The following is a 23,670-nucleotide window of genomic DNA, read 5'->3' on the forward strand; positions in this document are numbered from 1 at the left end:
TCGCAGGAAGCGCGCATGGCTGCAAGTCGGCAATGGCGCATCGGCCTGCCGGCAAGCCGGGCTCCAGATGCACGAAAACCGCCGTGAGGTCATTCCTCGCGACGGTTTTCGTAATCGAGCTTGTCGTCAATTCGGCCGCGGCTGGGCCGAAACCGGCCGCCACGGACAATCGCTCACTTCGAGCGGTCGATCATGGCGTTCAGCGTCTCGTGGGTGCGCTTCAACTCAGCGATCGCATCCTCGATATCGCGCTTCTGCTGCTCCAGGTGACTGATCTGCTCGAGGCATTTCTCGCGCGACAGCTTGAGCTGCTGATCTGCACCGGCGTCATGGCGCTCATGCGCCTCGACCATCTCCGAGATCTCGGCCAGCGTGAAGCCGAGCCGCTTGCCTTTCAAGATCAGCTGCAGGCGGACACGATCGGTGGCGCTGTAGAGCCGGGTCAAACCCTCGCGCCGAGGCGACAGCAGGCCCTTGTCTTCATAGAAGCGCAAGGCCCGCAACGTCACGTCGAACTCACGCGCGAGATCGCCGATCGTGTAGACGGCCGGCCCGCTCTTGGCGGCTTCGGCGTCGTCTTCGATCCAGAAGACGTCGTCGTCGTTGTTGCGTGTCATCAAAGCCTTCCGTTCCATTTTTTGCTCCGTCCTCTGGCTCGAGGGGATACGATCGGGTGGGATGGCTCACTCATAACCGATATGGACGTCTCAAAGGGCAATGCACCGCTTTCCGATAGGTTAGTTACCGTTAGGATAGGGCCGAATCCAAGCTCCATCGCAAGGTCGGTTCGCACAGTGTCTGATTCTATCAGTTAACGAGCAGGAACCAAAGTTAACAAAAATTTGTCGATGTTAACCCGGCCTTTACCATGATTGCCAAGATTGCCAGCTGGGAGTGTCCCGTGCCGGCGAAGCAGATTCGCCTGCTACGGCCACCCTGGGTGTAACGCGGTCCGCTTGACCGGACATTACGCCCGATCAACCGCCAGGCGGGTGGGAACGTTATGCGGCACACCGTTCCATGGAGTGTCAAAGGTGTCGATCACGATGCGCGGGAAGCGGCCAAGGAGGCTGCCCGGCGCTCGGGGATGTCGCTTGGCGAGTGGCTGAACACGGTCATCGTCGATCAGGCCGCCGATGCCGATGACGCCGTCCCGGGCATGTCCGCCGTCACCCGGCGCCTCGAAACCATCACCGAACGCCTCGATGCGGCCAATCGCCGCGAATCGGACACCGCCATCCCGCGCGCCCGGCTCGCCAGGGACGACAGCACCGATATTGTCCGCGCGCTCGACGCCGTGGCGCGGCTTGCCGAAATTTCCGAGCGCCGGTCGGCCGCCGCCATCGAGGCGGTCGAGCAGCTCGCGATTGCCCGCAACCTGTCCGTGCCGCGCGGCGAGGCGCCACCGCCGGCCGAACCGGCAGCCCCCCTCGCCGCCCGTGCCGCGGATCCGTCGGCCCAGGCCCAGCTCGACGAAATCGCCCGCTCGATCCGCGCCATGAATGCCGGCATCGCCGCCGGCCACGCTGCCGAGCGCGCCGTCCAGACCCCGCCGAAACTGTTCGATCAGGATCTCGATGCAACGGTGGCCGAGATTGCCGCGCGTCAGCGCGCGCTGGATCTCGATGCTCCCGAAGCGGCGCCTGCGCCTGCGCCTGCCGAAATCGGCGACCACGACGAAGCCTATGTCCAGGCGCCGCTTCAACCGGGGCTCGGCCCGCTCGCCGAGCGGCTGGATTCGCTCGGCCGCCGCATGGACCAGATCCTCAAGGATCCGCCGCTGCGCGAAGCCGGGCCCGATCGGGCCGCGATATCGGCGGAAATCCAGAAGCTCTCGCAGCGCATCGACACGGTGAACAAGCCGCAGGGCGACAATCTGGAGCGCGAGCTGAAGGCGCTGTCCGGCCGCATCGAAGCGATGCGCAAGGAAATGGCGGCCCGCGAAACGGCGCAGACCGATCTCGCCGTGGCCGATCTGCGCGCCGATATCGCCCAGATTGCGGCGCGGCTCGATGATCTCGCACCGCGCCGGGCGGTCGAAACGCTGGAAGCCGAGATCCACGCCCTCGGGGACCGGGTCGCAACCGTCAGGGCCCAGGGTATCCCTGCCGAGGCGCTCGAACATCTCGTCGCGGAATTCGAACGGACCGTCACCAGCCTGACGCCGGCCGAGGGCATCGCCGAGGAACTGAAGGCGATTTCGCTCAAGCTCGATCAGGTCAAGGCGCGTGGTGGCGGCCGCGATGCCAATCTCGATCGCCTGACCGATGAAATCCTGTCGATTCGCGAGCTGGTGGCGGGCGCCGCCACGCGCGAAGCCGTCGAGGCGCTCGCCGATCAGGTCGCGACGCTCACCGAACGGCTGGAAAAGGCCGTACCGGCACCGACCGAGAACCATGCCGAAGCCGTCACCGCGGCCATCGAGGCCCGTATCGAAGAGATCGCCAACCGGCTCGAGAAGGCCTCGCGCCGTCCTGGACCGGCTGTCGCCGCGGCGACCAATCCGCAGCTCGAAGAGGCACTCCGGCGCCTTGCCGACAAGCTGGAGGAGAGCCACAGCCGGACCAGCGATCCGAAGGTCCTGGGCGAGCTCGAGAAGCACATTCTCGCGCTGGCGGCCAAGATCGACGCGTCCGACGCCCGCTTCACCCAGCTCGGCACGATCGAGCGCGGCCTGTCCGATCTGTTCGTTCAGATGGAGGAAATGCGCGCCTCGACGATCGACGCGGCCGAGCGCGCGGCCCGTGGCGCGGTCGCCGATCTGGGCAAGGCGGCGCGGACGCCGGACGCCGCGGTCAATGCGCTGAAGAGCGACATCGAAAACCTGCGCACCGCCCAGACCGCCAGCGAGGAACGCACTCACGGCAGTCTCGAAGCCGTCCATCAAACCCTGGAACGGGTGGTGCGACGGATTTCCGAACTCGACCCGGCGGCCCGCGCGCCGGCCATGCCGGCCGCTGCTCCGCCTGTGGTCGCCAGGCCGGAGCCCGAACCATCGGCCGCCAGGCCGGCCGCCGCGCAACGCTCCCCCGAACCCGGTCCGGCGGTTGCCCCCCCGGCCGCCGGCGCACGTCCGGCGGCGGCGGCTGCCGCCGTCCAGGCGCCGCGCCTGCCGGTAGCCCCGCGCAGCGAAGCCCCGGCGGCCGGCGTCGACCTGCCGCTCGAGCCCGGATCCGGCGCGCCGCGTCTGCGGCCACCCGCGCCCGGCGCTGCGCCGATGGGGGGCTCGAAGGCCGATTTCATCGCCGCCGCCCGCCGCGCTGCGCAGGCCGCCGCCGACTCCACCGTGTCCGGCCCGCTGCCGGCCGACGACAAGCCCCGGTCGCTGTTCGCCAAGCTGCGCGGCGCGGTGACCCGGCCCAAGGCCGAACCGGCCGAGATTGCCGCACCGGCCCGCAGCCGGATCCGGCCGGCCCACGTGGCACCGAACGTCGCGCCGCCGGCCCCCGCCGCCACGCCCTTCGATCCGGTCATCGACCAGACGGCGGCCGACACCGACCAGGCCGGCCCCGGCTCCCGTCTTGCAGCCAATCGGCGCACCATCATCATCGGCATCGCCGCGGCCCTCCTGGTCGTCGCCGCCGGGATCTCGACGCTGTCGAACCTGCGCCCGAAGGCGCCCGAAACCGGCGGCGGCACACCCGCCCCGAGCTCGGTCGCGCCGCAGGGCAAGACGGACAGCGAACAGGCACCGGTCGCAAGCCCCGAGCCGCGCCAGATCGCGCCGGGCGACCTGTCGCCGACCCTGCTGTCGCCCGCCGGCAGCGATGCGTCACCCGCCGGCGCTCAGCCGGCAACGCCCGCCGCGACGCCGCCCCAGGACGACGGCGCTCCGGCGACGACCGGCTCGGTCGCCGTCTCGCCACGCATTGTGCCGCCGGGCATGACGGTTTCACCAGCCGGCTGGCAAAGCGTCGGCCGCGCCGGCGAGCGCCAGGTCACGATTCCCCAGGCGCTGCGGGCAGCAGCCGAGGGCGGCAATCCGGCTGCGGCTTTCGAGCTCGGCACGCGTTACCTCGAAGGCCGCGGCGCGCCGGTCAGCGCCACCGAAGCAGCGAGCTGGTATCAGCGGGCGGCCGATGCCGGCCTGGCGCCGGCGCAGTACCGGCTCGGCAGCCTCTATGAAAAGGGTACGGGCGTGACCCGCGACCTGCCCCGTGCCCGCGGCCTCTACGAGAAAGCCGCCGAAGCCGGCAACGGCAAGGCCATGCACAACCTCGCTGTCATGTTCGCCCAAGGCGCCTTGAGCGAGCGTCCGGATTACCGGATGGCGGCTCAATGGTTCCGTCGCGCCGCCGAGTATGGCGTCGCCGACAGCCAGTTCAATCTCGGCATCCTCTATGCGCGCGGCCTCGGCGTCGATCAGAGCCTTGCCGAAAGCTACAAGTGGTTCGCGCTGGCGGCCCTTGGCGGCGATCAGGATGCCGCCAAGAAGCGCGACGAGGTGGTTGACCGCCTCGACCCGCAGACCATGGTGGCGGCGCGCCTGGCGGTGCAGACCTTTGCCGCCAAGACCGAGCCTGAGAGCGCCGTCCGGGTCGCAGCCCCGGCGGGCGGCTGGGGTGACGAGCCACGCGCAGCGGCCACCGTGCCGCCGCCGCCGCGTCGCCCGGCGCAGCCGGTCTCGTCTCGCTGAACCGCCGGCCGGCGCCGATCTGCGAGCCGGCGACATCAAGCCACCTCATCTTGGTTGCAAGCCTTCTCATCCTGGCTGCAAGCCTGGTCATCCTGGTTGACAGAGTGCCGGCCGGCCCCCTCAATGCTTGAAAACATGAGGGGAAACATCCATGGCCGCAGCGAATCCGCTGGCTCCGATCCCGCATCCGCCGAAGAAGCCGATCGTCGGCAACATGCTGACCGTCTCCAGCGAGACGCCGCTGCAGAGCCTGATGCAATTGACCCGCGAGAACGGGCCGATCTTCTGGCTCGACATGATGGGCACGCCGCTGGTGGTCGCCTCCAGCGCTTCGCTGATCGACGAGCTGTGCGACGAGAAGCGTTTCGACAAGGCGGTGCGCGGATCGCTCAGGCGCATTCGCGCGATCGCCGGCGACGGCCTGTTCACCGGCGACACCCAGGAGGCCAACTGGGCCAAGGCGCACAATATCCTGCTGCCGACCTTCTCGCAGCGCGCCATGGTCAATTACCTGCCCATGATGCTCGATATCGCCTCCCAGCTGATGCTGAAATGGGAGCGCCTCAACGCCGATGACGAGGTCGACGTCGTCCACGACATGACCGCTCTCGCACTCGACACCATCGGCGTCTGCGGTTTCGACTATCGCTTCAACTCGTTCTACCGGCGCGACTACCACCCCTTCATCGACGCGCTGACCCGCACGCTCGAAACCTGCATGATGCAGCGCGGCCTGCCGTTCGAGAACGTGCTGCTGAGGAAACGGCTCAGCCAGCTCAAGACCGATGTCGACTTCATGAACAAGCTGGTCGACGACATCATCCGCGAGCGCCGGCGCGGCGGCCAGGGCGGCGACCAGAACGACCTGTTGAACTACATGCTGGCAGGCGTCGACAAGCAGACCGGCGAGAGCCTGTCGGACGAGAATATCCGCTACCAGATCAATACCTTCCTGATCGCCGGCCACGAGACCACGTCGGGCCTCCTGTCATTCACCCTCTATTTCCTGCTGAACCATCCCGACGTGCTGGCCAAGGCTTATGACGAGGTCGACCGGGTGCTCGGCAGCGATATCGGCGTGCTGCCGACGATCGCCCAGGTGAACCAGCTCACCTATGTCGCGCAGATCCTGAAGGAGGCGCTGCGCCTGTGGCCGACGGCGCCGGCCTTCGGCCTCTACCCTTACAAGGACGAGGTCGTCGGCGGTCAGTACAAGCTGAAGTCCAGGACCTTCGTCACCGCGCTCACCCTGATGCTGCATCGCGACCCCGCGGTCTGGGGCGACGATCCCGAAGCCTTCAATCCCGACCAGTTTTCGCGCGAGGCCGAAGCCGAGCGGCCGGTCAATGCCTACAAGCCCTTCGGCAACGGCCAGCGCGCCTGCATCGGCCGCCAGTTCGCCATGCAGGAAGCCGTCCTGGTGATCGGCATGCTGCTGCAGCGCTTCCAGCTGTTCGATCACACCAAATACCAGCTGAAGATCAAGGAGACGCTGTCGATCAAGCCCGATGGCTTCAAGATCAAGGTGAAGCCACGGCCGGGCCGGACCCGGGGCACGACGATCCCGGCGGCCGGCGCGCCGGCCACCACGGCGCCGGCAGCGGCCACCGCCGCCCGGCCGAAACACGGCACCGCGCTCACCGTGCTCTACGGTTCCAATCTCGGCGCGACCGAAGAGATCGCCCGGGCCATTGCCGAATCCGCCGAGATCAACGGTTTCGACGTCAATCTCGCCGAAATGGACACCTATGCCGGGCGTCTGCCGACCGAAGGCGCGGTGGTGATCGCCTGTGCGTCCTATAATGGCGGGCCGCCCGACAACGCCGCCCGTTTCGCTGCCTGGCTGGCGGAGGCGAGCGACCCTGCCCTGCTCGCCGGCGTGACCTATGCGGTGTTCGGTTGCGGCAACCGCGACTGGGCCTCGACCTATCAATCGGTGCCACGCCAGATCGACGAACGGCTGGCGGCGCTCGGCGCCCGCCGCATCCGCGATCGCGGCGAAGGTGACGCGCGCGAGGATCTCGACGGCCAGTTCCAGACGTGGTTTTCGAGCCTGTTCCCGGCCATTGGCGAAGCCCTCGATATCGGCGTCGATTTCACCGACAGCCCGGCGGCCGAGCCGCTTTACCTGGTCGAGACGCTGGCGCGCCCGGGCGCCAATCCGATCGTGACCGCAGCCGGCGCCCAGGCGATGACCATCGCCGCCAGCCGCGAGCTGCAGACCAGGACCGGCAACACGCCATCGGATCGCTCCACCCGGCATATCGAGGTGGGTTTGCCGACGGGGTCGACCTATCGGCCGGGCGATCACCTGAGCGTCGTTCCGGTCAATGGCCAGGGGCTGGTCGCGCGCGCCGAGCGGCATTTCGGCTTCGAGCCGAACGCCTACGTCCGGCTCAGGACCCATGCCGGCCGGCGCAGCGCACTGCCGGTCGACGAGCCGCTGGCGGTGCGCCAGCTCCTGACCGAACTGGTCGAGCTGCAGGCGGTCGCGACCCGCAAGCAGGTCCAGGCCATGGCCGACCACACCCGCTGTCCGATGACCAAGCCGAAGCTCGCCGCGCTGGCAAGCGATACCGAGCCGGGCGGCTACCGGAGCGAGGTCTGGGCCAAGCGCAAATCGATCCTCGACCTGCTCGAGGAGTTCCCGGCCTGCGAACTCGGCTTCGGCGATTATCTCGAAATGCTGCCGTTGATGGCGCCACGCTATTATTCGATCTCGTCCTCGCCGCTGGTGGCGCCCGACAGTTGCAGCATCACGGTGGGCGTGGTCACCGGGCCGGCACGGTCCGGCCGCGGCACCTATGAGGGGATCTGTTCGAACCACCTCGATCGCCTGGGCGAAGGTGCGGTGATCCATGCCATGATCAGGGAGACCAAGGCAGGCTTCCGGCTGCCCGACGACCCATTGAAGCCGATCATCATGATCGGTCCGGGTACCGGGCTTGCCCCCTTCCGCGGCTTTCTGCAGCAGCGCGCCCGGCTGAAGGCCCAGGGCCAGCCGATCGGGCCTGCAGTGCTGTTCTTCGGCTGCCGGCATCCCGACCAGGACTTCATCTATCGCGACGAGCTGGAGGCCTTCGCGCGCGACGGCATTGCCGACCTGCATGTCGCCTTCTCGCGCCATGACGGCAGCCGCACCTATGTGCAGGACCTGGTCAAGGCCGAGCGCGACAAGCTGAAGGCGATGATCGAGGCGGGCGCAGTCATTTTCATCTGCGGCGACGGCAGCCGCATGGAACCCGACGTCAAGCGGACGTTGGTCGGCATCTATTGCGACGAAAAGGACGTATCGCTGGAGGAGGGCGAGGCCTGGATCGACCGGATGGGCCGCGAAAACCGTTATGTTCTGGACGTTTGGGCCGGAAGTTGAGCCCGCAGGACCGCACTGGCATGGCAGCGATGCCGGTGCGGTCATCTGGTCGCATTGACTTGTATGTTGCAGCGCACAATATACGCCATCTAGGGAAGTGAGCGCCCTCGGGGATTCCAAGGATCCACGAGGAGACCGCCGCAATGGCACGAGCATCATCAGCGCTCGGCACCATCCGTGAACTGTCCGGCTTGGAGCAACAGCTTCATCGCGACCACCTTGTCCGGCTCGATCCGGACGGGCGCAGAGACCGTTTCAACGGGATCGCCGACGATACGTTCATCGCACGTTATTCCGCACGCTGCTTTGCCGGCGTCACCCGCGTCTTCGCGCTCATCGATCAGGATGGGCATGTCCGCGGCACCGCCGAACTGCACCCGCCGCAAGGCGACGAGCCGGCCGACATCGCCTTTTCGGTCGAGCCGCAGCTGCGCCGCCAGGGCATCGCTTCGCGGTTGTTCGAGGCGGTGATCAGCGCCGCACGCCGCGAAGGTTTCACCCGGCTCCGGATTACCTCGTCGAGCGACAATCAGGCGATGCGGGCGCTGGCCCGCAAGTTCGGCGCATCCTTCGCCTTCAGCCATGGCGAAGCCATCGGCACCTTGCTGGTCGAGGCTCGATCCTCGCCGCCGCTCGCGGTGGAGAAGAGCCAGGACCAGGCTTTCCCGCGAGCCCGCATGCCCGCCTTTGCCGGCTGCTGAGACCGCCGGCAGGCTCCGGCCGCAACCGCGGCCGGCGCGCCGAACCGAAACGCAAAAAAAGGCCCGCCGGATGGCGGGCCTTTCGCTTAAGGCGAAGAGCTGGTCGGCCTGAACGTCAGGCCGTCTTGCCGAACGACGTCAGCTTGCCGGCCTCGGCCTGCAGCGCCTTGGCACCATCGGTCGCCGCCTGGCGAACGGTGTTGAAGGCGTCCTGGGCACGAACGATATTGGCCTGGCCGAACTCGCGGACGAAAGCGACATAACGCTGCGCGGCATCGGTCGGGCAGGAAGCGTCGGCCAGCGACTGGATGCCGCCGAGCGTCAGATTGACATTGGCGATGGTGGCGTCGATCACGCCGCGGGACACCGAAGCGCCGGCGCCGACAACGGCAACCAAGGCCTTCTCGACGGTCGCGGTGGCATTCAGCGCGCCCTTCTCGGCATCAGCCGCACGCGCCTTGGCGGTCTCGGCATTGCGCTTGACGAAGTCGCGGGCAGCAGCGGGAACCTGGATCTTTTCCTGGGCGCTCTTGAGCGTCTCCATGATCTGGGCAACCGGAGCGAAAGCAGTGGTTTCGGCGGTCTGGGCTTTGGCCTTCGAGGTCTTGTCGGTCATCGTCGTCTCCATCCTCACATGAGCTATGGTTCGCCCCGTCCATCATTGGCCCGGGGAACGGTGACCTTATCGCACAACTTATTGTGCATTGCAACATAGAAAATTGCTGCTCTGCAACAATTTAAAATAGCCGTTATAATACAAAATCTTATCGACTATCTTCTGGCTCTGCCCGCCGACATCTGGCACCTTGCGGCAGCAGCGATGCGACGATTGCGGCCTTTTCGACCGTCCGACGCGGCCTTATGTCGGAACCCAGGTTCAGCCGGAGGTAGTCATGGCTCTCCCGGACGCGGCGCCCCGCGCCGCCACTTCCCGACGCCTGGCGGCCGGCGGCGAGATGACCGCCCGCGACCGCGAGAAGCTCGGCGCGCTCAGGCGCATCAAGGTCGTGGCGACCAGCTTGCTCGGCGCCAGCGTGTCGCTGATGGTGATCGCCAAGCTCCTGGAACATCGCCACCCGGCCTGGGGCTTCGTCGCGGCCTTCGCCGAGGCTGCAACGATCGGCGGGCTGGCCGACTGGTACGCCATCGTCGCTCTGTTCAAACATCCGGTCGGCGTGCCGATCCCGCACACCGCGATCATCCAGAACAACCAGGGCCGCATCGCCGACAGCCTCGGTGAATTCGTCGAGGCGAATTTCCTGGCCCCCGGCCCGGTCGAGGCCAAGCTGCGCGAGGTCAATTTCGCCGGATTGATCGCCGACTGGCTGTCGGACCCGGAGAAGAGCGGCAACCTCGCGCGCTTCGCATTGAAGCTGCTGCCGCGTGCCATCGCCGGCATGGATCAGTCGGGCATCAAGGAGTTCATGTCGGCGCGCATGATGGAGCAGATCGGTGGGCTCAAGGTCGCCCCCCTGGCAGCCCAGATCCTGACCTCGATCACCGATGACGGCCGCCATCAGCGGCTGCTCGACGAACTGCTCGGCGCGCTGAAGAACCTGCTCGCCGACCAGGCCGCGCTCGATGGCATCCGCGACAAGATTCGCGAGGAGCTGCCGTCGCTGTTCAACCTGTTCAAGGCCGACGCCTATCTCCTGCGCAAGATCATCAAATCGACCTTGTCTTTCCTCGACGACATCCGCGCCAATCCCGACCATGCCCTGCGCGGCGAGTTCGACCGCTTCGTCCTGAGCTTCATCGAGAACCTGCGCGACAGCCCGGAATATGCCGAGAAGGCGGAGAAGCTGAAACAAGACCTGTTGACCCGCAAGGAGCTGCGCGGCCTGGCTCAGGACATGTGGAAAAGCGTCACGACCTTCCTCGAGAACGATCTGCAGTCGCCGCAATCGGTGATCGAGAAACAGCTCGGCAACCTGCTCACCGATCTTGGCCGGCAATTGTCGACCGACCCGCGCATGGCCGCCGAAATCAACCAGGGTTTCGTCGTGGCGCTCGGAACCTTTGTCGAAGCCCAGAAGAGCGGCGTCTCGCAGTTCATCGCCGAGCAGGTGAAGTCGTGGGACATGCAACAATTGATCCGGCTCATCGAAATCAATATCGGCCGTGATCTGCAATATATCCGGCTGAATGGCACGCTGATCGGCGGCCTTGCCGGTCTTTTGCTCCATACCATCGAGGTCATCTTCAAGATCGCTTGAAACCTTGGCCGCACCCGCCTAGTTTTTCAAGGGTGGAGCATCGACAGGGCGCGATGGTGCCCTTGGTGCATTGCCAAGCGGGAGAAGCGACCATGACTCAAACGCCTCAGTCGATCCTGGAGATGTTCACCAAGCTCGGGCAGGACATGAAGATTCCGAGCGTCGATATGGACAAGATCATCGCCCATCATCGCAAGAATCTGGAGGCGTTGAGCGCCAGCGGCAAGGCGGCCGCCGAGGGCGCCACGGCTTTCGCGGCCAAGCAGCGCGAGATCATCGAGGCGGCGATCAAGGACATTCAGGCGGCGGCCCAGGGCTTCAAGATGCCCGGCAGTCCGCAGGAGGCAATGGCCGCCCAGTCGGAATTTGCCAAGAAGGCGATCGATGCCGCGATCAGGAACACCAAGGATGTCGCCGAGCTGATCCAGAAGTCCAATCAGGATGCCATGCGGATCATCCAGGACCGCATGAAGGAGAGCTTCGAGGAGATCAGGGCGAGCTATACCAAGAAATAGGCCGCGCCCCTCAAAACGAAGGCGGAGCCGCGCGCGGCTCCGCCTTTTTTATGCGTGACGGCCTCAGTGCGGCCGGGCCGGATCGGGATAGAACACCTTGCGCCAGCCGTTGCGATCGAACGGCTTGAAGCTGCCCTCCGGCTGCGCCAGGCGATCGGCCACCGCATAGACCGCGGCCGGATTGTGCCCGAGCCCGCAATGGCTGCCCATCACCTCGATGTTCTCGGTGATCGGCCCTTCGACCTCGACGCAGCATTGCCAGGCACAAATGCCGTCGGTGCGGCTATAGACGGCGGTCGTCGGCACCGGCGGCGGCGTGGCGACGACCCCGCCCATATGGTTGTCGCGGTTGTCGACCTTGTGGCCGGAGGTGAATTCATAAAGCCGCCAGGCATTGGTCGCCGTGGGCGGGCCGGCGAAAGGACTGCCGAGCGTGATCACCGAGCGCACCATGTCCGGCACGGTCTTGGCCAGCTGGCGGGCATAGATGCCGCCAAGGCTCCAGCCGACCAGGCTGACCTTGCGGCCATGTTCGTCGTTGAGCTGCTTGACCCGGTCGAGCATGCGCCGCTCGAAACCCGGCAGCAGGCCATAATTGCGGCCGAGATCCCAACCGTGCGCGGCATAACCTTGGCCGGCAAGAAAGGTCCTGAGCGGTCCGGTCGACCGATCGGAGGTGATCAGCCCCGGCAGGACCAGGACCGGGTGACCGTCGCCGCGTGGGGCGGAAGCGATCAGGGGATAGGCCGCCACGAAGGCCGCCAGTTCGGGGATCGCCCGGCCTTCCATGAGCAGCAGCGCCGTCGATGGCGGCGCGAGGGTCTGGGATGCTGATGCCATGCCGCTTCCTCTCTCATACGGGAATTCGGCGTCCGAAAACCCGCTCTTTGGTCCAGGCTGATTTGCGCCGGACACCAAAGGTAGATCATTCCGTCGCCGTCATCACAAGCGGACAGTCTTCCCCTGTGGATAGGCAACAGTCGTCCCAGGACAGATAGGAAGCCGATCGCCCGGGCGAAAGCTCAAATCCTCATCTTACGCGCTGAGCCCCCCGTCGGGTCTTGCGACCCGATCGGGATCTACTCAACCGATGGCCTTCACCTTTCCGCCTAAGGTCAGGACGCCGTGGACAATGTCGTCCTCGGCGCGCCTGGCTACGGCTACTTCGGTGGGGCGGCCGCCTTGGCCTTGGCAGGTGCTGCAGCTTTCATTGCGACCGCAGCTTTGGCCTTGGCAGGGGCCTTGGCCTTGGCGGCAGGAGCCTTCGACTTTGCTGCCGCCGGAGCCTTGGCCTTGGCCGGAGCCTTGGCGGCAGGAGCCTTAGCGGCAGGAGCCTTCGACTTTGCCGCCGCCGGAGCCTTGGCCTTCGCCGCGGCCGGAGCCTTGGCAGGAGCCTTCGACTTCGCCGCTGCCGGAGCCTTGGCTTTCGCCGCGGCAGGAGCCTTCGACTTCGCCGCTGCCGGAGCCTTGGCTTTCGCCGCGGCCGGAGCCTTGGCTTTCGCCGCGGCCGGAGCCTTGGCCTTCGCCGCGGCCGGAGCCTTGGCCTTCGCCGGAGCCGGGGCCTTGGCAGGTGCTGCCGCCTTCGACTTCATTGCGGCGGCCGGCTTCGCAGCAGCCGGCTTCGCCGCAGCCTTGGGCTTCGCCGCATCCTTGGCATTGCCCGCCTTCTTTGTCTTCGCCGTCGTCTTCGCCATTGCCATCTCCTTGGGCTCTGTAGCGACCTCGGCCGAGGCGGCAGGAGCGGCAAACACGCCGAACCTTTTCGCCACGGCCGCCTTCAGTTCGTCCAGGGCGTCGCCGAGATGCTCGGCGAGCCTGACGATATCCGGAACTGCGCGCCGATCGGCGGTCAGGCCGAAGTCGAGCTTGTCCAGATAGCTCTGCACTGTCAGATTCAATGCAATGCCGTGAGTTGGAATCGACACGGGATAGAGGGCCAAGACCTTGGCGCCGGCGCAGTAGAGCGGGAACGGCGGTCCGGGCGTATTCGAGATGACCACATTCGCGCCCATCGGGATGATGTCGGCGAGCCCGGACTTGCCGAACAGCTGCATCATTCCCGGCAGCAAGAACGGCGCGCCCAGCATGGTGAAGTCCTTGGGCGTCGCGTCCTTGGTGACGCCGGCGATCGACTTCGACGTGGTCGCGGTCTTCTGGATCGACATCAGCCGCTCCAGCGGATCGGCAATGTCGGTCGCCAGCGAGCAACTCATGCCCGAGACCTGATTGTTGATGTCGGTATTGCCGGCCTCGCGCAGCGAGATCGGCACGAAGGCAAGCAGCGGCGTTGCCGGCAGCGCCTTCTTGTCGATCAGATATTGCCTGAGCGCGCCGGCGCAGATCGCCATCACCACATCATTGATCTTGGTGCCGGTCGCCTTGCCGATGAGCTTGGCGTCGGTGAGCGACAGCGACCGCGCGGCATAGGATCGCTGGCCCGATATCGTCACGTTGAACGGCGTCTTCGGCGGCAGCAGGTTCGGCAGAACCGGCGCGCCGCCAGCCTCCGGTTTCTCCTTGTCGGCAGCGGTCGGAACCAGCAGGCCCGCGACCGTCGTCATCATCTGCGCGCCGGCCGCGAGCACGGTGAAGTGCTGGCGCACCGCATTGGTCATCAAGGCGCCGAGATTTGCGAGCGCGCGCTCGGCGGTGTCCGGCTTCGGTTTTTTCGGACCGGGCTCCGGCGGCGGCTCGACCTCGCGCGGCGTTGCGGACACGTCGTAGAGCGCCTTGGTGATCACCATGCCGGCACCGCCGTCGACGGCGGCGTGATGGACCTTCGAATAGAGCGCGACGCGGCCGTCTTCGAAACCTTCGATGACGGTGAACTGCCACAGCGGCCGCGAGCGATCGAGCGTCACCGAATGCAGGTCGCCGACCATTGCTTCGAGCTGCGCGAAGCTGCCGGGCTTCGGCAGGTTGGTGTGCTTGATGTGATAGTCGAGATCGACATTCGAGGCATCGACCCAGCCGGGATGATCGAGATCGAAAACGGTGCGCGCGAGCTTCTTCGAAAAGATCGGGATCAGGTGCAGGCGGGTCGCGAAGAAGGTCCTGAAATGATCGTAGAACGAGCCCGTCAAACCCGGCGGTTTTTCGTACAGCGTCAGCCCCGCCACATGCATGGGCGTTTCCGGCGTCTCCATGTAGAGGAAGGTAGCGTCGATGCCGCTGAGCTGTTTCATCTTCGTTTCCCCTTGGGCCGTTTTTCTCCTGCGCCGTGGCGGAGAGCCCGGCGCGGGGCTCGATGTGCCATTGAACGCCGAGACGGTGACCGAAGGCAAGTCTGTCCTCTCACCAGTCAAACTGCTGATTTCCCGTGATTCTCGCAAGCCTTATGCGTGGGCCTCCAAGTTGGCGCCTCTTGAACGCGATGGCAAAGCCGCTCTAAGCTGATCGCAACGATAAAATACGGGGGAGGTTGAGGACTTGGATCGGTTCTGGCTGAAGTCTTATCCAGCCGGCGTTCCCGAGAACGTCGACATCAATCAGTATTCCTCCGTCGTGGCCCTGCTCGAGGAGAGCTTCGCCAAATACCGCGGCGACAAAGCCTATATCTGCATGGACAAAGCACTCACCTTTGGTGAGGTCGATCAGCTGTCCGCGGCACTCGGCGCCTATCTCCAATCCAAGGGTTTGAAGAAGGGCGATCGCGTCGCGATCATGATGCCCAACCTGCTGCAATATCCGGTGGCGGTGGCCGCCGTGCTGCGTGCCGGATTCATCGTCGTCAACGTCAACCCGCTCTACACGCCGCGCGAGCTGGCGCATCAGCTGAAGGACTCCGGCGCCCAGGCCATCATCATCCTGGAGAACTTCGCCGCGACGCTCGCCGAGGTGATCGCCGAAACGCAGATCAAGCACGTGATCCTGGCGGCTGTCGGCGACCTCCTGGGCTTTCCCAAGGGCGCGATCGTCAACGCCATGCTGCGCCATGTGAAGAAGGTGATCCCTGCCTTCTCGCTGCCCGGCGCCGTCCGTTTCAACGCGGCGCTCGCGGCAGGTCGCAGCCTGACATTCGCCAGGCCGGCGATCGGCCAGGACGATGTCGCGGTGCTGCAATATACCGGCGGCACCACCGGCGTCGCCAAGGGCGCCACGCTGCTTCACCGCACCTTGATCGGCAACCTTCTCGCCTCCGAGGCCTGGACCCAGCCGGGGCTGAAGCGCAAGGTGATCGACGGCCAGCCGGTGTTCATCTGCGCGCTGCCGCTCTACCACGTCTTCGCCTTCGTCTCCTGCGCGCTGCTGGCCATGCGCATGGGCGGCGTCAATGTGCTGATCCCCAATCCGCGCGATCTCGCCGGGCTGATCAAGGAGATGGCGAAGTACAAGTTCAACATCATGCCGGGCGTCAACACCTTGTTCAACGGGCTCGCCAATCACCCGGAATTCGCCAAGCTCGACTTCTCGCATCTGCTGATCGCCAACGGCGGCGGCACCGCGGTGCAGGAGGCCGTGGCGAAGAAGTGGCTTGCCATTACCGGCTGCCCGATCGTCGAGGGTTACGGGCTGTCCGAGACCTCCTCCGGGGTCACCTGCAATCCGACGGATTCATCGGCCTATACCGGCACGATCGGACTGCCCTTGCCTGGCGTCGATATCCGGCTCATCGACGATGACGGCCGCGACGTGGCGCTCGGCGCGCCGGGCGAGATCGCCATTCGTGGCCCCCAGGTGATGGCCGGTTATTGGCAGCGTCCCGACGAGACCGCCAGCGTCATGACGCCGGACGGTTTTCTCAAGACCGGCGATGTCGGCATCATGGACGAGCGCGGCTACACCCGGATCGTCGACCGCAAGAAGGACATGATCCTGGTCTCGGGCTTCAACGTCTATCCGAACGAGATCGAGGGCGTGGCGGCCGGTCATCCCGGCGTCGACGAATGCGCCGTGGTCGGCGTGCCCGATCGCAATTCCGGCGAGGCGGTGATGATGTTCGTGGTCCGCAAGGACCCGAACCTCACCAAGGACGAACTGATGAAGTTCTGCATGGACAACCTCACCGGCTACAAGAAGCCGAAATATATCGAATTCCGCACCGATCTGCCGCGCACCAATGTCGGCAAGATCCTGCGCCGCGAACTGCGCGACCAGGCGATCAAGGACATGACCAAGGCTGCCTGACCGCCACCTTGTCGCTGCGCATGACGACATGACCAGGAGCATCACCATGGCCCGCACGCCGGCACCCAAGACTGCGCCATCCAAGGCCGCGGCATCGACAAGCAAGGAGCCACGCATCAGCACGCCGGAGACGCGCGCGGCCGAGGTGAAGGCCAAAGCTGCCAAGTCCGTCGCCAAGTCCGTTGCCAAGTCCGCCGCGGCGGCCCGGCAGGCCGCCACGAAACTGGCGGCGCCGCCGCTCGGCACCGCGAAGGCCAAGGCTGCTGTCGCACCGTCCGGTGCCGTTGCGAAACCGCCATCAAGCACCAGACCCGAAGCCCACGGGAAACCCGCGGCGGCGACCGCCGCGGCCTCGGCCGAGGCCACTGCCTCGACCAAGTCGCTCACCGACCAGATCGCCGAAGAAGCCTCGCAGAACACCCTTGCGCTCAATCCGCTGGTCGGTGTCCGCGGCGAGGACCTGATGAATGCGGCCAAGACCGTCATCGGCGCACTCGCCGCCCAGCCGCAGATCGTCGCGCAGCAGTGGATGGGCTTCCTTGGCGAGCTCGGCAAGATCGTCACCGGCCGCTCCGAGGTTGCGCCCGACCCGAAGGACAAACGTTTCGCCCATCCCTCCTGGAGCGAGAACGCGCTTCACCGCGGCCTGATGCAGTCTTACGTCGCCTGGGCCAATACCGTCACCGAGGCGGTCGCCAAGACCAGCCTGCCCGACAAGGACGCGGCGCGCGCCCGCCTCGTCACCTCGATCTTCGTCGATGCCATGTCGCCGTCGAACACGCTGATCGGCAATCCGCTGGCCTTGAAGCAGGCGCTCGACAGCAAGGGCCAGAGCCTGCTCGACGGCATGAAGAACTACCTCGCCGACCTCGCCCAGAATGGCGGATTGCCGAGCCAGGTCGACATGTCCAAGTTCAAGGTCGGCGAGAACCTCGCCAACACGCCCGGCACGGTGGTGTTCAAGAACGAGGTGCTGGAGCTGATCCTCTATACGCCGACCACCGACAAGGTGTTCGCCCGGCCGCTGCTGATCGTGCCGCCGCAGATCAACAAATATTATGCGGTCGACATGTCGCCGAACAAGAGCATGATCCGCTTCCTGCTCGCCAACGGCATTCAGCCGTTCTGCATCTCCTGGCGCAACCCGACGGTACGCGAGCGCGACTGGGGCCTCGACACCTATATCCGGGCGCTCGACGAGGCGGTCGACGCGGCCCGCGAGATCACCGGCCAGGGCACGATCAATGTCATGGGCTCGTGCTCGGGCGGCATCACGACCTCGACCTATGCCGGCTGGCTCGCCGGCCAGAAGCTGGACAAGCTCAACGGCATCGTCCTGGCGGTCTGCGTCATCGATACCGAGGCTGGCACCGACACCGACTTCGCCGCCCTGGTGACGCCGGAATCGGTGCTCGCCGCCAAGCAGATGTCGGCCACCCGCGGCATTCTCGACGGCCATGAGCTGGCCAAGATGTTCGCCTGGATGCGGCCGAACGATCTGATCTGGAACTACTGGGTCAACAACTACCTGATGGGCAACCAGCCGCCGGCTTTCGATATCCTGTTCTGGAACGCCGACACGACCCGGCTGCCGGCGCGCCTGCATGGCGATTTCCTCGACCTGATCTTCACCAATCCCTTCGTCAACGCCAACAAGATGGCCATCCACGGCACGCCGATCGACATGGGCAAGGTCAAGGCCGACACCTATGTCATCGGTGGCACGACCGATCACATCACGCCCTGGAAGGCGGTCTATCAGACCGCCCGCATCTATGGCGAGGAGACCACCTATGTGTTGTCCAATTCAGGCCATCTGCAAAGCCTGCTGAACCCGCCGGGCAATCCGAAATCCTGGTTCGTCACCGGCAAGGCGAAACAGGCCGATGCCGATGCCTGGGCCGGTGCCGCGACCAAACAGGAAGGCTCCTGGTGGACCCACTGGGCGGACTGGCTGAAGCAGCGTGGCAATGGCGAGATTGCCGCGCCGAAACAGGCCGGCAGCCAGAAGCACAAGCCGATCGGCCCCGCCCCCGGCACCTATGTGTTCGAACCCTGAGGCCGGCCCCCGCGGCGGCCGTTATCCCCATGCCCCGGCCGGCCGATGCGGACGCCGGCGGCGATCTGCTAACCTTGGCCGAGCCGAGCTCGATCGGTGATTCGCTGCGCCGGCGCGCGCCTTTGAGGAGCATGCCTTGACCCAAGCCCGGAAGGCCGCAGCGAGCGCCCCCGCCTTTGACATCCGGATGATCGACGTCGGCGGACAGATCCTGCGCGTCGGCATCAAGGCCGGCCGCAAGGACAAGCCGGCGCTGCTGATGTTCAACGGCATCGGCGCCAATCTGGAGCTCGCCGAGCCGTTCTTCCAGGCGCTGACCGACACCGAGGCGGTGATCTTCGACATACCCGGCATCGGCGGCTCGCCGGCGCCCCTGCTGCCCTACCGGCCCTCGACGCTGGCCAAGCTCGCCCACGACCTGATCGTCCAGCTCGGTTATGACCAGGTCGACGTGTCAGGTGTGTCGTGGGGTGGCGGGCTGGCGCAGCAATTCGCCTTCCAGTTTCCCGAGACCTGCCGCAAGCTCGTCCTGGTCTCGACCTCGGCCGGCATGGTCATGTTGCCGGGCGCGCCCAACGTCCTGCTGAAGATGGCAAGCCCGAAGCGCTATACCGACCGCGGTTATATGAAGTCGATCGCCGCCGAGATCTATGGCGGCGCCTTCCGCCGGGATCCGCACCTGATCGATCGGCATGCCGCGGCCATGCGCGGTTCGACCCAATATGGCTATGCGCTGCAGCTGATCGGCATGCTCGGCTGGACCAGCGTGCCCTGGCTCTGGATGCTGCAGCAGCCGACTCTCATCCTGTCCGGCACCGACGACCCGCTGATCCCGGTGATCAATGCGCAACTGCTCGCGACCCTGATCCCAAAGGCTCGGCTGGAGCTGATCGACGACGGCCATCTGTTCGTCGTGACCGACCCGCAGCGCTCGGCGAAAATGGTCGAAGCGTTTCTCGACGAGCCGTGAGCTCTCGGCGCCGGAAGGCGCGATATCAGGTCTCGGCCGGGTTCAACTCTTTGCCCACCGCCGCGACGACCTGGACGAAGCCCTGGGCCGCCTCGATAGCGGTCGCAATCGAGGCGAGCGTGGCCGTGACGTCCTCCGGCAGGTCGCGCAAGGCCACGATCTCGGCGCAGATGCGATCGGTTGCCGCCCTGGCGTGATAGGCGAGGCCAACCGCCGCGAGCGCCACCATCCCGAAGCCCTTGCCGTTCTCGCCGGCCTCCGCCAGCTCCATGGTCGCCTGAAGCGCCAGCAGGTTGAACTGCGCAGCAATGCTGGTGATCATGCGTCCTGTTCCATCCATCGCCGGGCACGGCCCGCGGCATCGCGCGGCGACCGTTTCGAAGCCTGAGATCGAGCGGCAATCGCGAACCGCCCGAGGCCTGAAAAAGCGATGACCTGTCGACGGTCTCAATTGCAAGCCAAATCGGCCGGGCTGGCCGCGCCGGAGCACGGCGAGGCACCGATTCATTCGGCCGGCTGTTGGGTGCCGTTGGCCGGCGCCTTGGCATGAGCCTGGACCGCCAGGATACGGTCGGCCAGGCTGAGTTCGCCACGTGGCCTACCGGCCTTGGCCGTGCCGCTCGCCTTGCCTGCGGCATAGTCGGCCAGCATCGCCTCGATCTTCGAATTCGGCCCTTCGAGCAGCGCCGCCACGCGAGCGACCTCGACGGCCACCTCGCTGACCCGCTCGCGCAGCAAGGTGCTGTCCCGGCCGTCGCGGGCCTTGGCCGCCTCGATATCGCGCTTCAGCGCGGCGAGCTCACGCTGGATCCGTTCGCGGTCGTCGCGGGCCTGGGCGAGCGAGCCGTCGAGCAGGCCTTTCTCGGCCTTCAGCGTTTCGGCCGTCTCACGCAGCCCCTTGACGGTCTCGGTATTGCGCATGGTCTGGGCCGCAAGCCTGGTCTTGAGTTTGTCGCGCTCGGTCTCGAGCACGCCGAGCGCCTGTTCGGCGGTGTCGCGGGCGACCTGCTCGCGGGTCGCCCGTTCCTGCTGCGTGGCGATTTCGGCTTTCAAGGTGTCGATCTCCGCCTTCAGCCCGGCGGTCAGGTCGGTCTCTGCCTTGAGCTTGCCGCGCAGCGCCAGGATGTCGTCACCGAGCCCGGCCGCCCGCTGGCGCTCGCCGGTCAGCAGCGTCGAGGTCTCGACGAAGGATTGCCGGTGGCCGGTGAGGTCGGTCTCGGCCTCGGCGAGATCCTTGGACAATTGGGTCACCTGGCTACGCAGGTTTTCCGTTTGCGTGCGCAAGGCCACGATCTCGACGCGCTGGCCGTCGTTTTCCACCAGCTTGTCGGCCAGTTCCTTGTCGAGCGCGGCGAATTCAGCCTCCTTCTGCTCAAGGATCTTGGCCGATATCGTCAGCTCCCTGGCCTTTTCGGCGTCGGCCGCCTCGGCCGCGGCAAGGGCCGCCTCGAGCGCCGCCTTGCCGGCCTCGAGCCCCGAGATCGCCGCCGCTTTGGCCGCGAGTTCGGCATTCAGATCGCGGATCGCTTCGGTCTTGCGCGCCAGCTCGACGATCTGGTCGTTGACCTTGCCGCGCAGCGCCTCGGCATTCATTTCCAGCCGGCGCGAGGCAACCGCGAATTCGGCCCGCAACTGATCCTTGTCGGCCTTGATTTCGGCCATCGAGAGCGGGATGGCGTTCTCCACCCGCCGGGTGGTCAGCCGGACGGCGCGCCGCCATACGGCGCCGAGCAGGCCGAGCGCCAGGAGGGCGGCCAACAGGAAACCCAGGGCGAAGACCATGGCGGTCTCGATCGTCACGGCCGGGCTACTCCCACTCGCGTGTCAGGGTCGGCAACCAACCTTCTGCCACGCCAAAACGGCCGCGAAAAGGTCCGCGACCGTTCAATCATTACCATGAAAGGACTGCGCCGCGCGCGGCGCCGATTGCCGATCAGAAGGGGTTCCAGGTCGCGCTCGGCGTGAACTTCAGATAGCCGCCATTGACCCCGAGCCGCGCACCGACGCCGGTCCGGATCGGCACCACCATCATATTGTCGGCGGCAAGCGCGGTCATGCCGAGCCCGCCGACCAGATAGGCCGAGCCGTCAATGCCGAGGAAACGCCGATAGAGGTCGTCCGGACCACGGACGCGATAGCCGAGCATCATGGTGCGCGCGCCGTCACCGCCGAAATCGAAGCCGAGCGACGGCCCCTGCCAGAACACCTTGGTGTCGCCATTGCCGGACTTGGTATAGAGCACGCCCTCGCCGTAGCGCAGCCCGGCGACGAAGGCGCCGGAGCCTTCCTGGCCCAGGATATAGGCGCTCGGGTGGCCCCATTGCTGGGTTGCCCGCTCCACCAGATTGGCCAATCCGCGGCTGGTGCCGCCAAAGAAGCGGTGGCCGGCGGTGACCACCTCGCTGCCCGAGAAGGTCTGCGGCCTTTCCGACTGATAGGATCGCTGCGCGAGCGCCTGCCGGTCGAACCCGACAAGCGTCGCGGCGGCGAGACCGGTCAGAACAGCCCGGCGATCGAACTTGGGAAGACTGCGCATGGGTCACCTCGCGGCAGGTTCGGCGCGGCCGGCATCGGCGCGCCCTTGGTCAAAAAAGCTAGTGGATGAAGGTAACGATTTGGTCACCAGGCCATGATTTCGCTGTTCTCAGTAACCAAATGCACACCGTGAATCGCCAAGGTTGGATAGCGATTCGCGACTTGCAGATTTGGGGAAGAAGATGTCGGTGATGAGGCAGTTTTTGCGTCCTCTGGCTTGGACCATGGCGATCACCGGGCTTTATGCGGGCTTTGCCTTGATCATCGCCATGGCCGATGGCCAGTCGTCGAGCCGCGCCGCGACCACCGAGCGTGTCGTCACTGACCGCCTCACCGGCCTTGCCCTCTATGGCATCGACCCTGTTGCCTATTTCACCGAACGCGCGCCCCGCGAGGGCCTGCGCGACTACGAATTGCCCTGGGCCGGCGCCACCTGGCGCTTCCTGAACGAGGGCAACCGCGCCGCCTTCATGCGCGATCCGGCCGTCTATGAGCCCCGCTTCGGCGGCTATGATCCGATCGCGGTGGGCGAAGGCAATCCGGCGACCGGCCACCCCTCGGTCTGGAGCATCCACGAGGAGCGGCTCTACGTGTTCCATTCGGAACGCAACCGCGCGCGCTTCGCCGCCGATCCGGACGCGGCGATCGCCAGGGCCGACGGCCAGTGGCCAGCTCTGCTCGCCACCCTGGTGCCCTGAACGGCGGGCGCTCTCCCATTGCCGCCGACCTGACGTGGCCGCCGGTCTAGTATAGGACCGTCCCGGCAACCAGGAAGGCATGAAGCGCGATGACCATTTCCAGTGATGACGAGCTGATCCGGCTGCAGGCCATCGGCCGGATCGTCGCCCGTGTCCTCGAGGCGATGGGCGCGGCGATCGAGCCGGGCATGACCACGGCCGAGCTCGATGGCATCGGCCGCAAGCTGATGGACGAGGCCGGCGCCCTGCCCGCCCCGAAATGGCCTATGGCTTTCCCGGCGCCACCTGCATCAGCGTCAACGAGGAAATCGCCCACGGCATTCCCGGCCCGCGCATCATCAGGGCGGGCGATCTCGTCAATATCGACGTCTCCGCCGAGAAGGACGGACTGTTCGCCGATACCGGCGCCTCCTTCCCGGTGCCGCCGGTCTCGGCCAAGGTCGCCAAGCTCTGCCGCGACGGCCGCCGGGCGATGTGGAGCGGCATTCGCGAGGTCGGCGCCGACCGGCCGCTCGCCGGCATCGGCGATGCCGTCGGCGCCTTCGCCCGCAAGCACGGCTATACCCTGGTGCGCAATCTCGCGAGCCACGGCGTCGGCCATTCGCTGCACGAGGAGCCGACCGAAATCGCCACGTGGCCGGACCGTTCCGAGCGCCGGCGGATGACCGACGGGCTGGTTTTCACCATCGAGCCGTTCCTGTCGCTCGGCGCCGAATGGGCCGAGGACGGCGACGACGACTGGACGCTCTACAGCGCGCCGATGGCGCCGACCGTCCAATACGAACATACGGTCGTCGCGACCCGCCGCGGCGCCGTGGTGGTGACCTTGCCGAACTGACG

At 66.2% G+C, this 23,670-nt stretch carries 16 protein-coding genes and 1 pseudogene; 10 read left to right on the forward strand and 7 right to left on the reverse strand.

Annotated elements, in window-relative coordinates:
- Nucleotides 1-173: 173 nt before the first annotated feature.
- Nucleotides 174-617 (reverse strand): MerR family transcriptional regulator, encoded by a 444-nt coding sequence (locus E8M01_RS05760; RefSeq protein WP_136959252.1) that lies wholly within the window; start codon nt 615-617, stop codon nt 174-176.
- Between the two features lie 470 nt (nt 618-1,087).
- On the opposite strand from E8M01_RS05760, the gene E8M01_RS05765 reads away from it, so the two are divergent.
- The 3 genes from E8M01_RS05765 to E8M01_RS05775 all read left to right on the forward strand — a co-directional run bounded on the left by E8M01_RS05765 (nt 1,088) and on the right by E8M01_RS05775 (nt 8,710).
- Nucleotides 1,088-4,636 (forward strand): SEL1-like repeat protein, encoded by a 3,549-nt coding sequence (locus tag E8M01_RS05765; RefSeq protein WP_170181799.1) that lies wholly within the window; start codon nt 1,088-1,090, stop codon nt 4,634-4,636.
- Between the two features lie 151 nt (nt 4,637-4,787).
- Complete coding sequence (locus E8M01_RS05770; RefSeq protein WP_136959254.1) at nt 4,788-8,009, forward strand: bifunctional cytochrome P450/NADPH--P450 reductase; 3,222 nt, start codon at nt 4,788-4,790, stop codon at nt 8,007-8,009.
- 143 nt (nt 8,010-8,152) lie between these two features.
- Nucleotides 8,153-8,710, forward strand: a complete 558-nt coding sequence (locus E8M01_RS05775) for a GNAT family N-acetyltransferase (RefSeq protein ID WP_136959255.1) — start codon at nt 8,153-8,155, stop codon at nt 8,708-8,710.
- Between the two features lie 115 nt (nt 8,711-8,825).
- Here the strand turns inward: E8M01_RS05775 and E8M01_RS05780 are convergent, their stop codons facing one another.
- Complete coding sequence (locus E8M01_RS05780; RefSeq protein ID WP_136959256.1) at nt 8,826-9,326, reverse strand: hypothetical protein; 501 nt, start codon at nt 9,324-9,326, stop codon at nt 8,826-8,828.
- A 340-nt stretch (nt 9,327-9,666) separates the two neighbouring features.
- On the opposite strand from E8M01_RS05780, the gene E8M01_RS05785 reads away from it, so the two are divergent.
- Both E8M01_RS05785 and E8M01_RS05790 read left to right on the forward strand, forming a co-directional pair.
- Nucleotides 9,667-10,926 (forward strand): DUF445 domain-containing protein, encoded by a 1,260-nt coding sequence (locus tag E8M01_RS05785; RefSeq protein WP_136964463.1) that lies wholly within the window; start codon nt 9,667-9,669, stop codon nt 10,924-10,926.
- A 92-nt stretch (nt 10,927-11,018) separates the two neighbouring features.
- Nucleotides 11,019-11,441, forward strand: coding sequence for a phasin family protein (locus E8M01_RS05790; protein WP_170181800.1), 423 nt, complete (start codon nt 11,019-11,021; stop codon nt 11,439-11,441).
- 63 nt (nt 11,442-11,504) lie between these two features.
- On the opposite strand, the gene E8M01_RS05795 is transcribed toward E8M01_RS05790, so the two are convergent.
- Both E8M01_RS05795 and E8M01_RS05800 read right to left on the reverse strand, forming a co-directional pair.
- Nucleotides 11,505-12,281, reverse strand: a complete 777-nt coding sequence (locus tag E8M01_RS05795; RefSeq protein ID WP_136959258.1) for an esterase/lipase family protein — start codon at nt 12,279-12,281, stop codon at nt 11,505-11,507.
- A gap of 320 nt (nt 12,282-12,601) precedes the next feature.
- Entirely contained in the window at nt 12,602-14,626 is a 2,025-nt protein-coding gene (locus E8M01_RS05800) for a WS/DGAT/MGAT family O-acyltransferase (RefSeq protein WP_136959259.1), read from the reverse strand.
- A 244-nt stretch (nt 14,627-14,870) separates the two neighbouring features.
- Between E8M01_RS05800 and E8M01_RS05805 the strand changes: the two genes are divergently transcribed.
- The 3 genes from E8M01_RS05805 (at nt 14,871) to phaZ (ending at nt 19,597) form a co-directional block, all read left to right on the forward strand.
- Nucleotides 14,871-16,568, forward strand: a complete 1,698-nt coding sequence (locus E8M01_RS05805; RefSeq protein WP_136959260.1) for a long-chain-fatty-acid--CoA ligase — start codon at nt 14,871-14,873, stop codon at nt 16,566-16,568.
- Nucleotides 16,569-16,614: 46 nt separating this feature from the next.
- Entirely contained in the window at nt 16,615-18,627 is a 2,013-nt protein-coding gene (locus E8M01_RS05810) for an alpha/beta fold hydrolase (RefSeq protein ID WP_136959261.1), read from the forward strand.
- Between the two features lie 136 nt (nt 18,628-18,763).
- Nucleotides 18,764-19,597, forward strand: a complete 834-nt coding sequence (phaZ, locus tag E8M01_RS05815) for a poly(3-hydroxyalkanoate) depolymerase (RefSeq protein ID WP_246088610.1) — start codon at nt 18,764-18,766, stop codon at nt 19,595-19,597.
- Nucleotides 19,598-19,622: 25 nt separating this feature from the next.
- On the opposite strand, the gene E8M01_RS35250 is transcribed toward phaZ, so the two are convergent.
- The 3 genes from E8M01_RS35250 to E8M01_RS05830 form a co-directional block, all read right to left on the reverse strand.
- On the reverse strand, nt 19,623-19,919 hold the full coding sequence (locus E8M01_RS35250; RefSeq protein ID WP_211596702.1) for a methyl-accepting chemotaxis protein: 297 nt from the start codon (nt 19,917-19,919) through the stop codon (nt 19,623-19,625).
- A 182-nt stretch (nt 19,920-20,101) separates the two neighbouring features.
- The gene (locus E8M01_RS05825) at nt 20,102-21,397 is read right to left on the reverse strand and encodes a coiled-coil domain-containing protein (protein ID WP_136959263.1); all 1,296 of its coding nucleotides are present in this window, start codon (nt 21,395-21,397) and stop codon (nt 20,102-20,104) included.
- A gap of 133 nt (nt 21,398-21,530) precedes the next feature.
- Nucleotides 21,531-22,133, reverse strand: coding sequence for a DUF1134 domain-containing protein (locus E8M01_RS05830; protein ID WP_136959264.1), 603 nt, complete (start codon nt 22,131-22,133; stop codon nt 21,531-21,533).
- Between the two features lie 202 nt (nt 22,134-22,335).
- Between E8M01_RS05830 and E8M01_RS05835 the strand changes: the two genes are divergently transcribed.
- Nucleotides 22,336-22,830 (forward strand): YHS domain-containing (seleno)protein, encoded by a 495-nt coding sequence (locus tag E8M01_RS05835; RefSeq protein ID WP_246088611.1) that lies wholly within the window; start codon nt 22,336-22,338, stop codon nt 22,828-22,830.
- A gap of 89 nt (nt 22,831-22,919) precedes the next feature.
- Nucleotides 22,920-23,668: pseudogene (gene map / locus E8M01_RS05840) on the forward strand (type I methionyl aminopeptidase).
- The last annotated feature ends 2 nt before the right edge of the window (nt 23,669-23,670 follow it).

It is taken from the genome of Phreatobacter stygius, assembly GCF_005144885.1.
Taxonomy (GTDB): domain Bacteria; phylum Pseudomonadota; class Alphaproteobacteria; order Rhizobiales; family Phreatobacteraceae; genus Phreatobacter; species Phreatobacter stygius.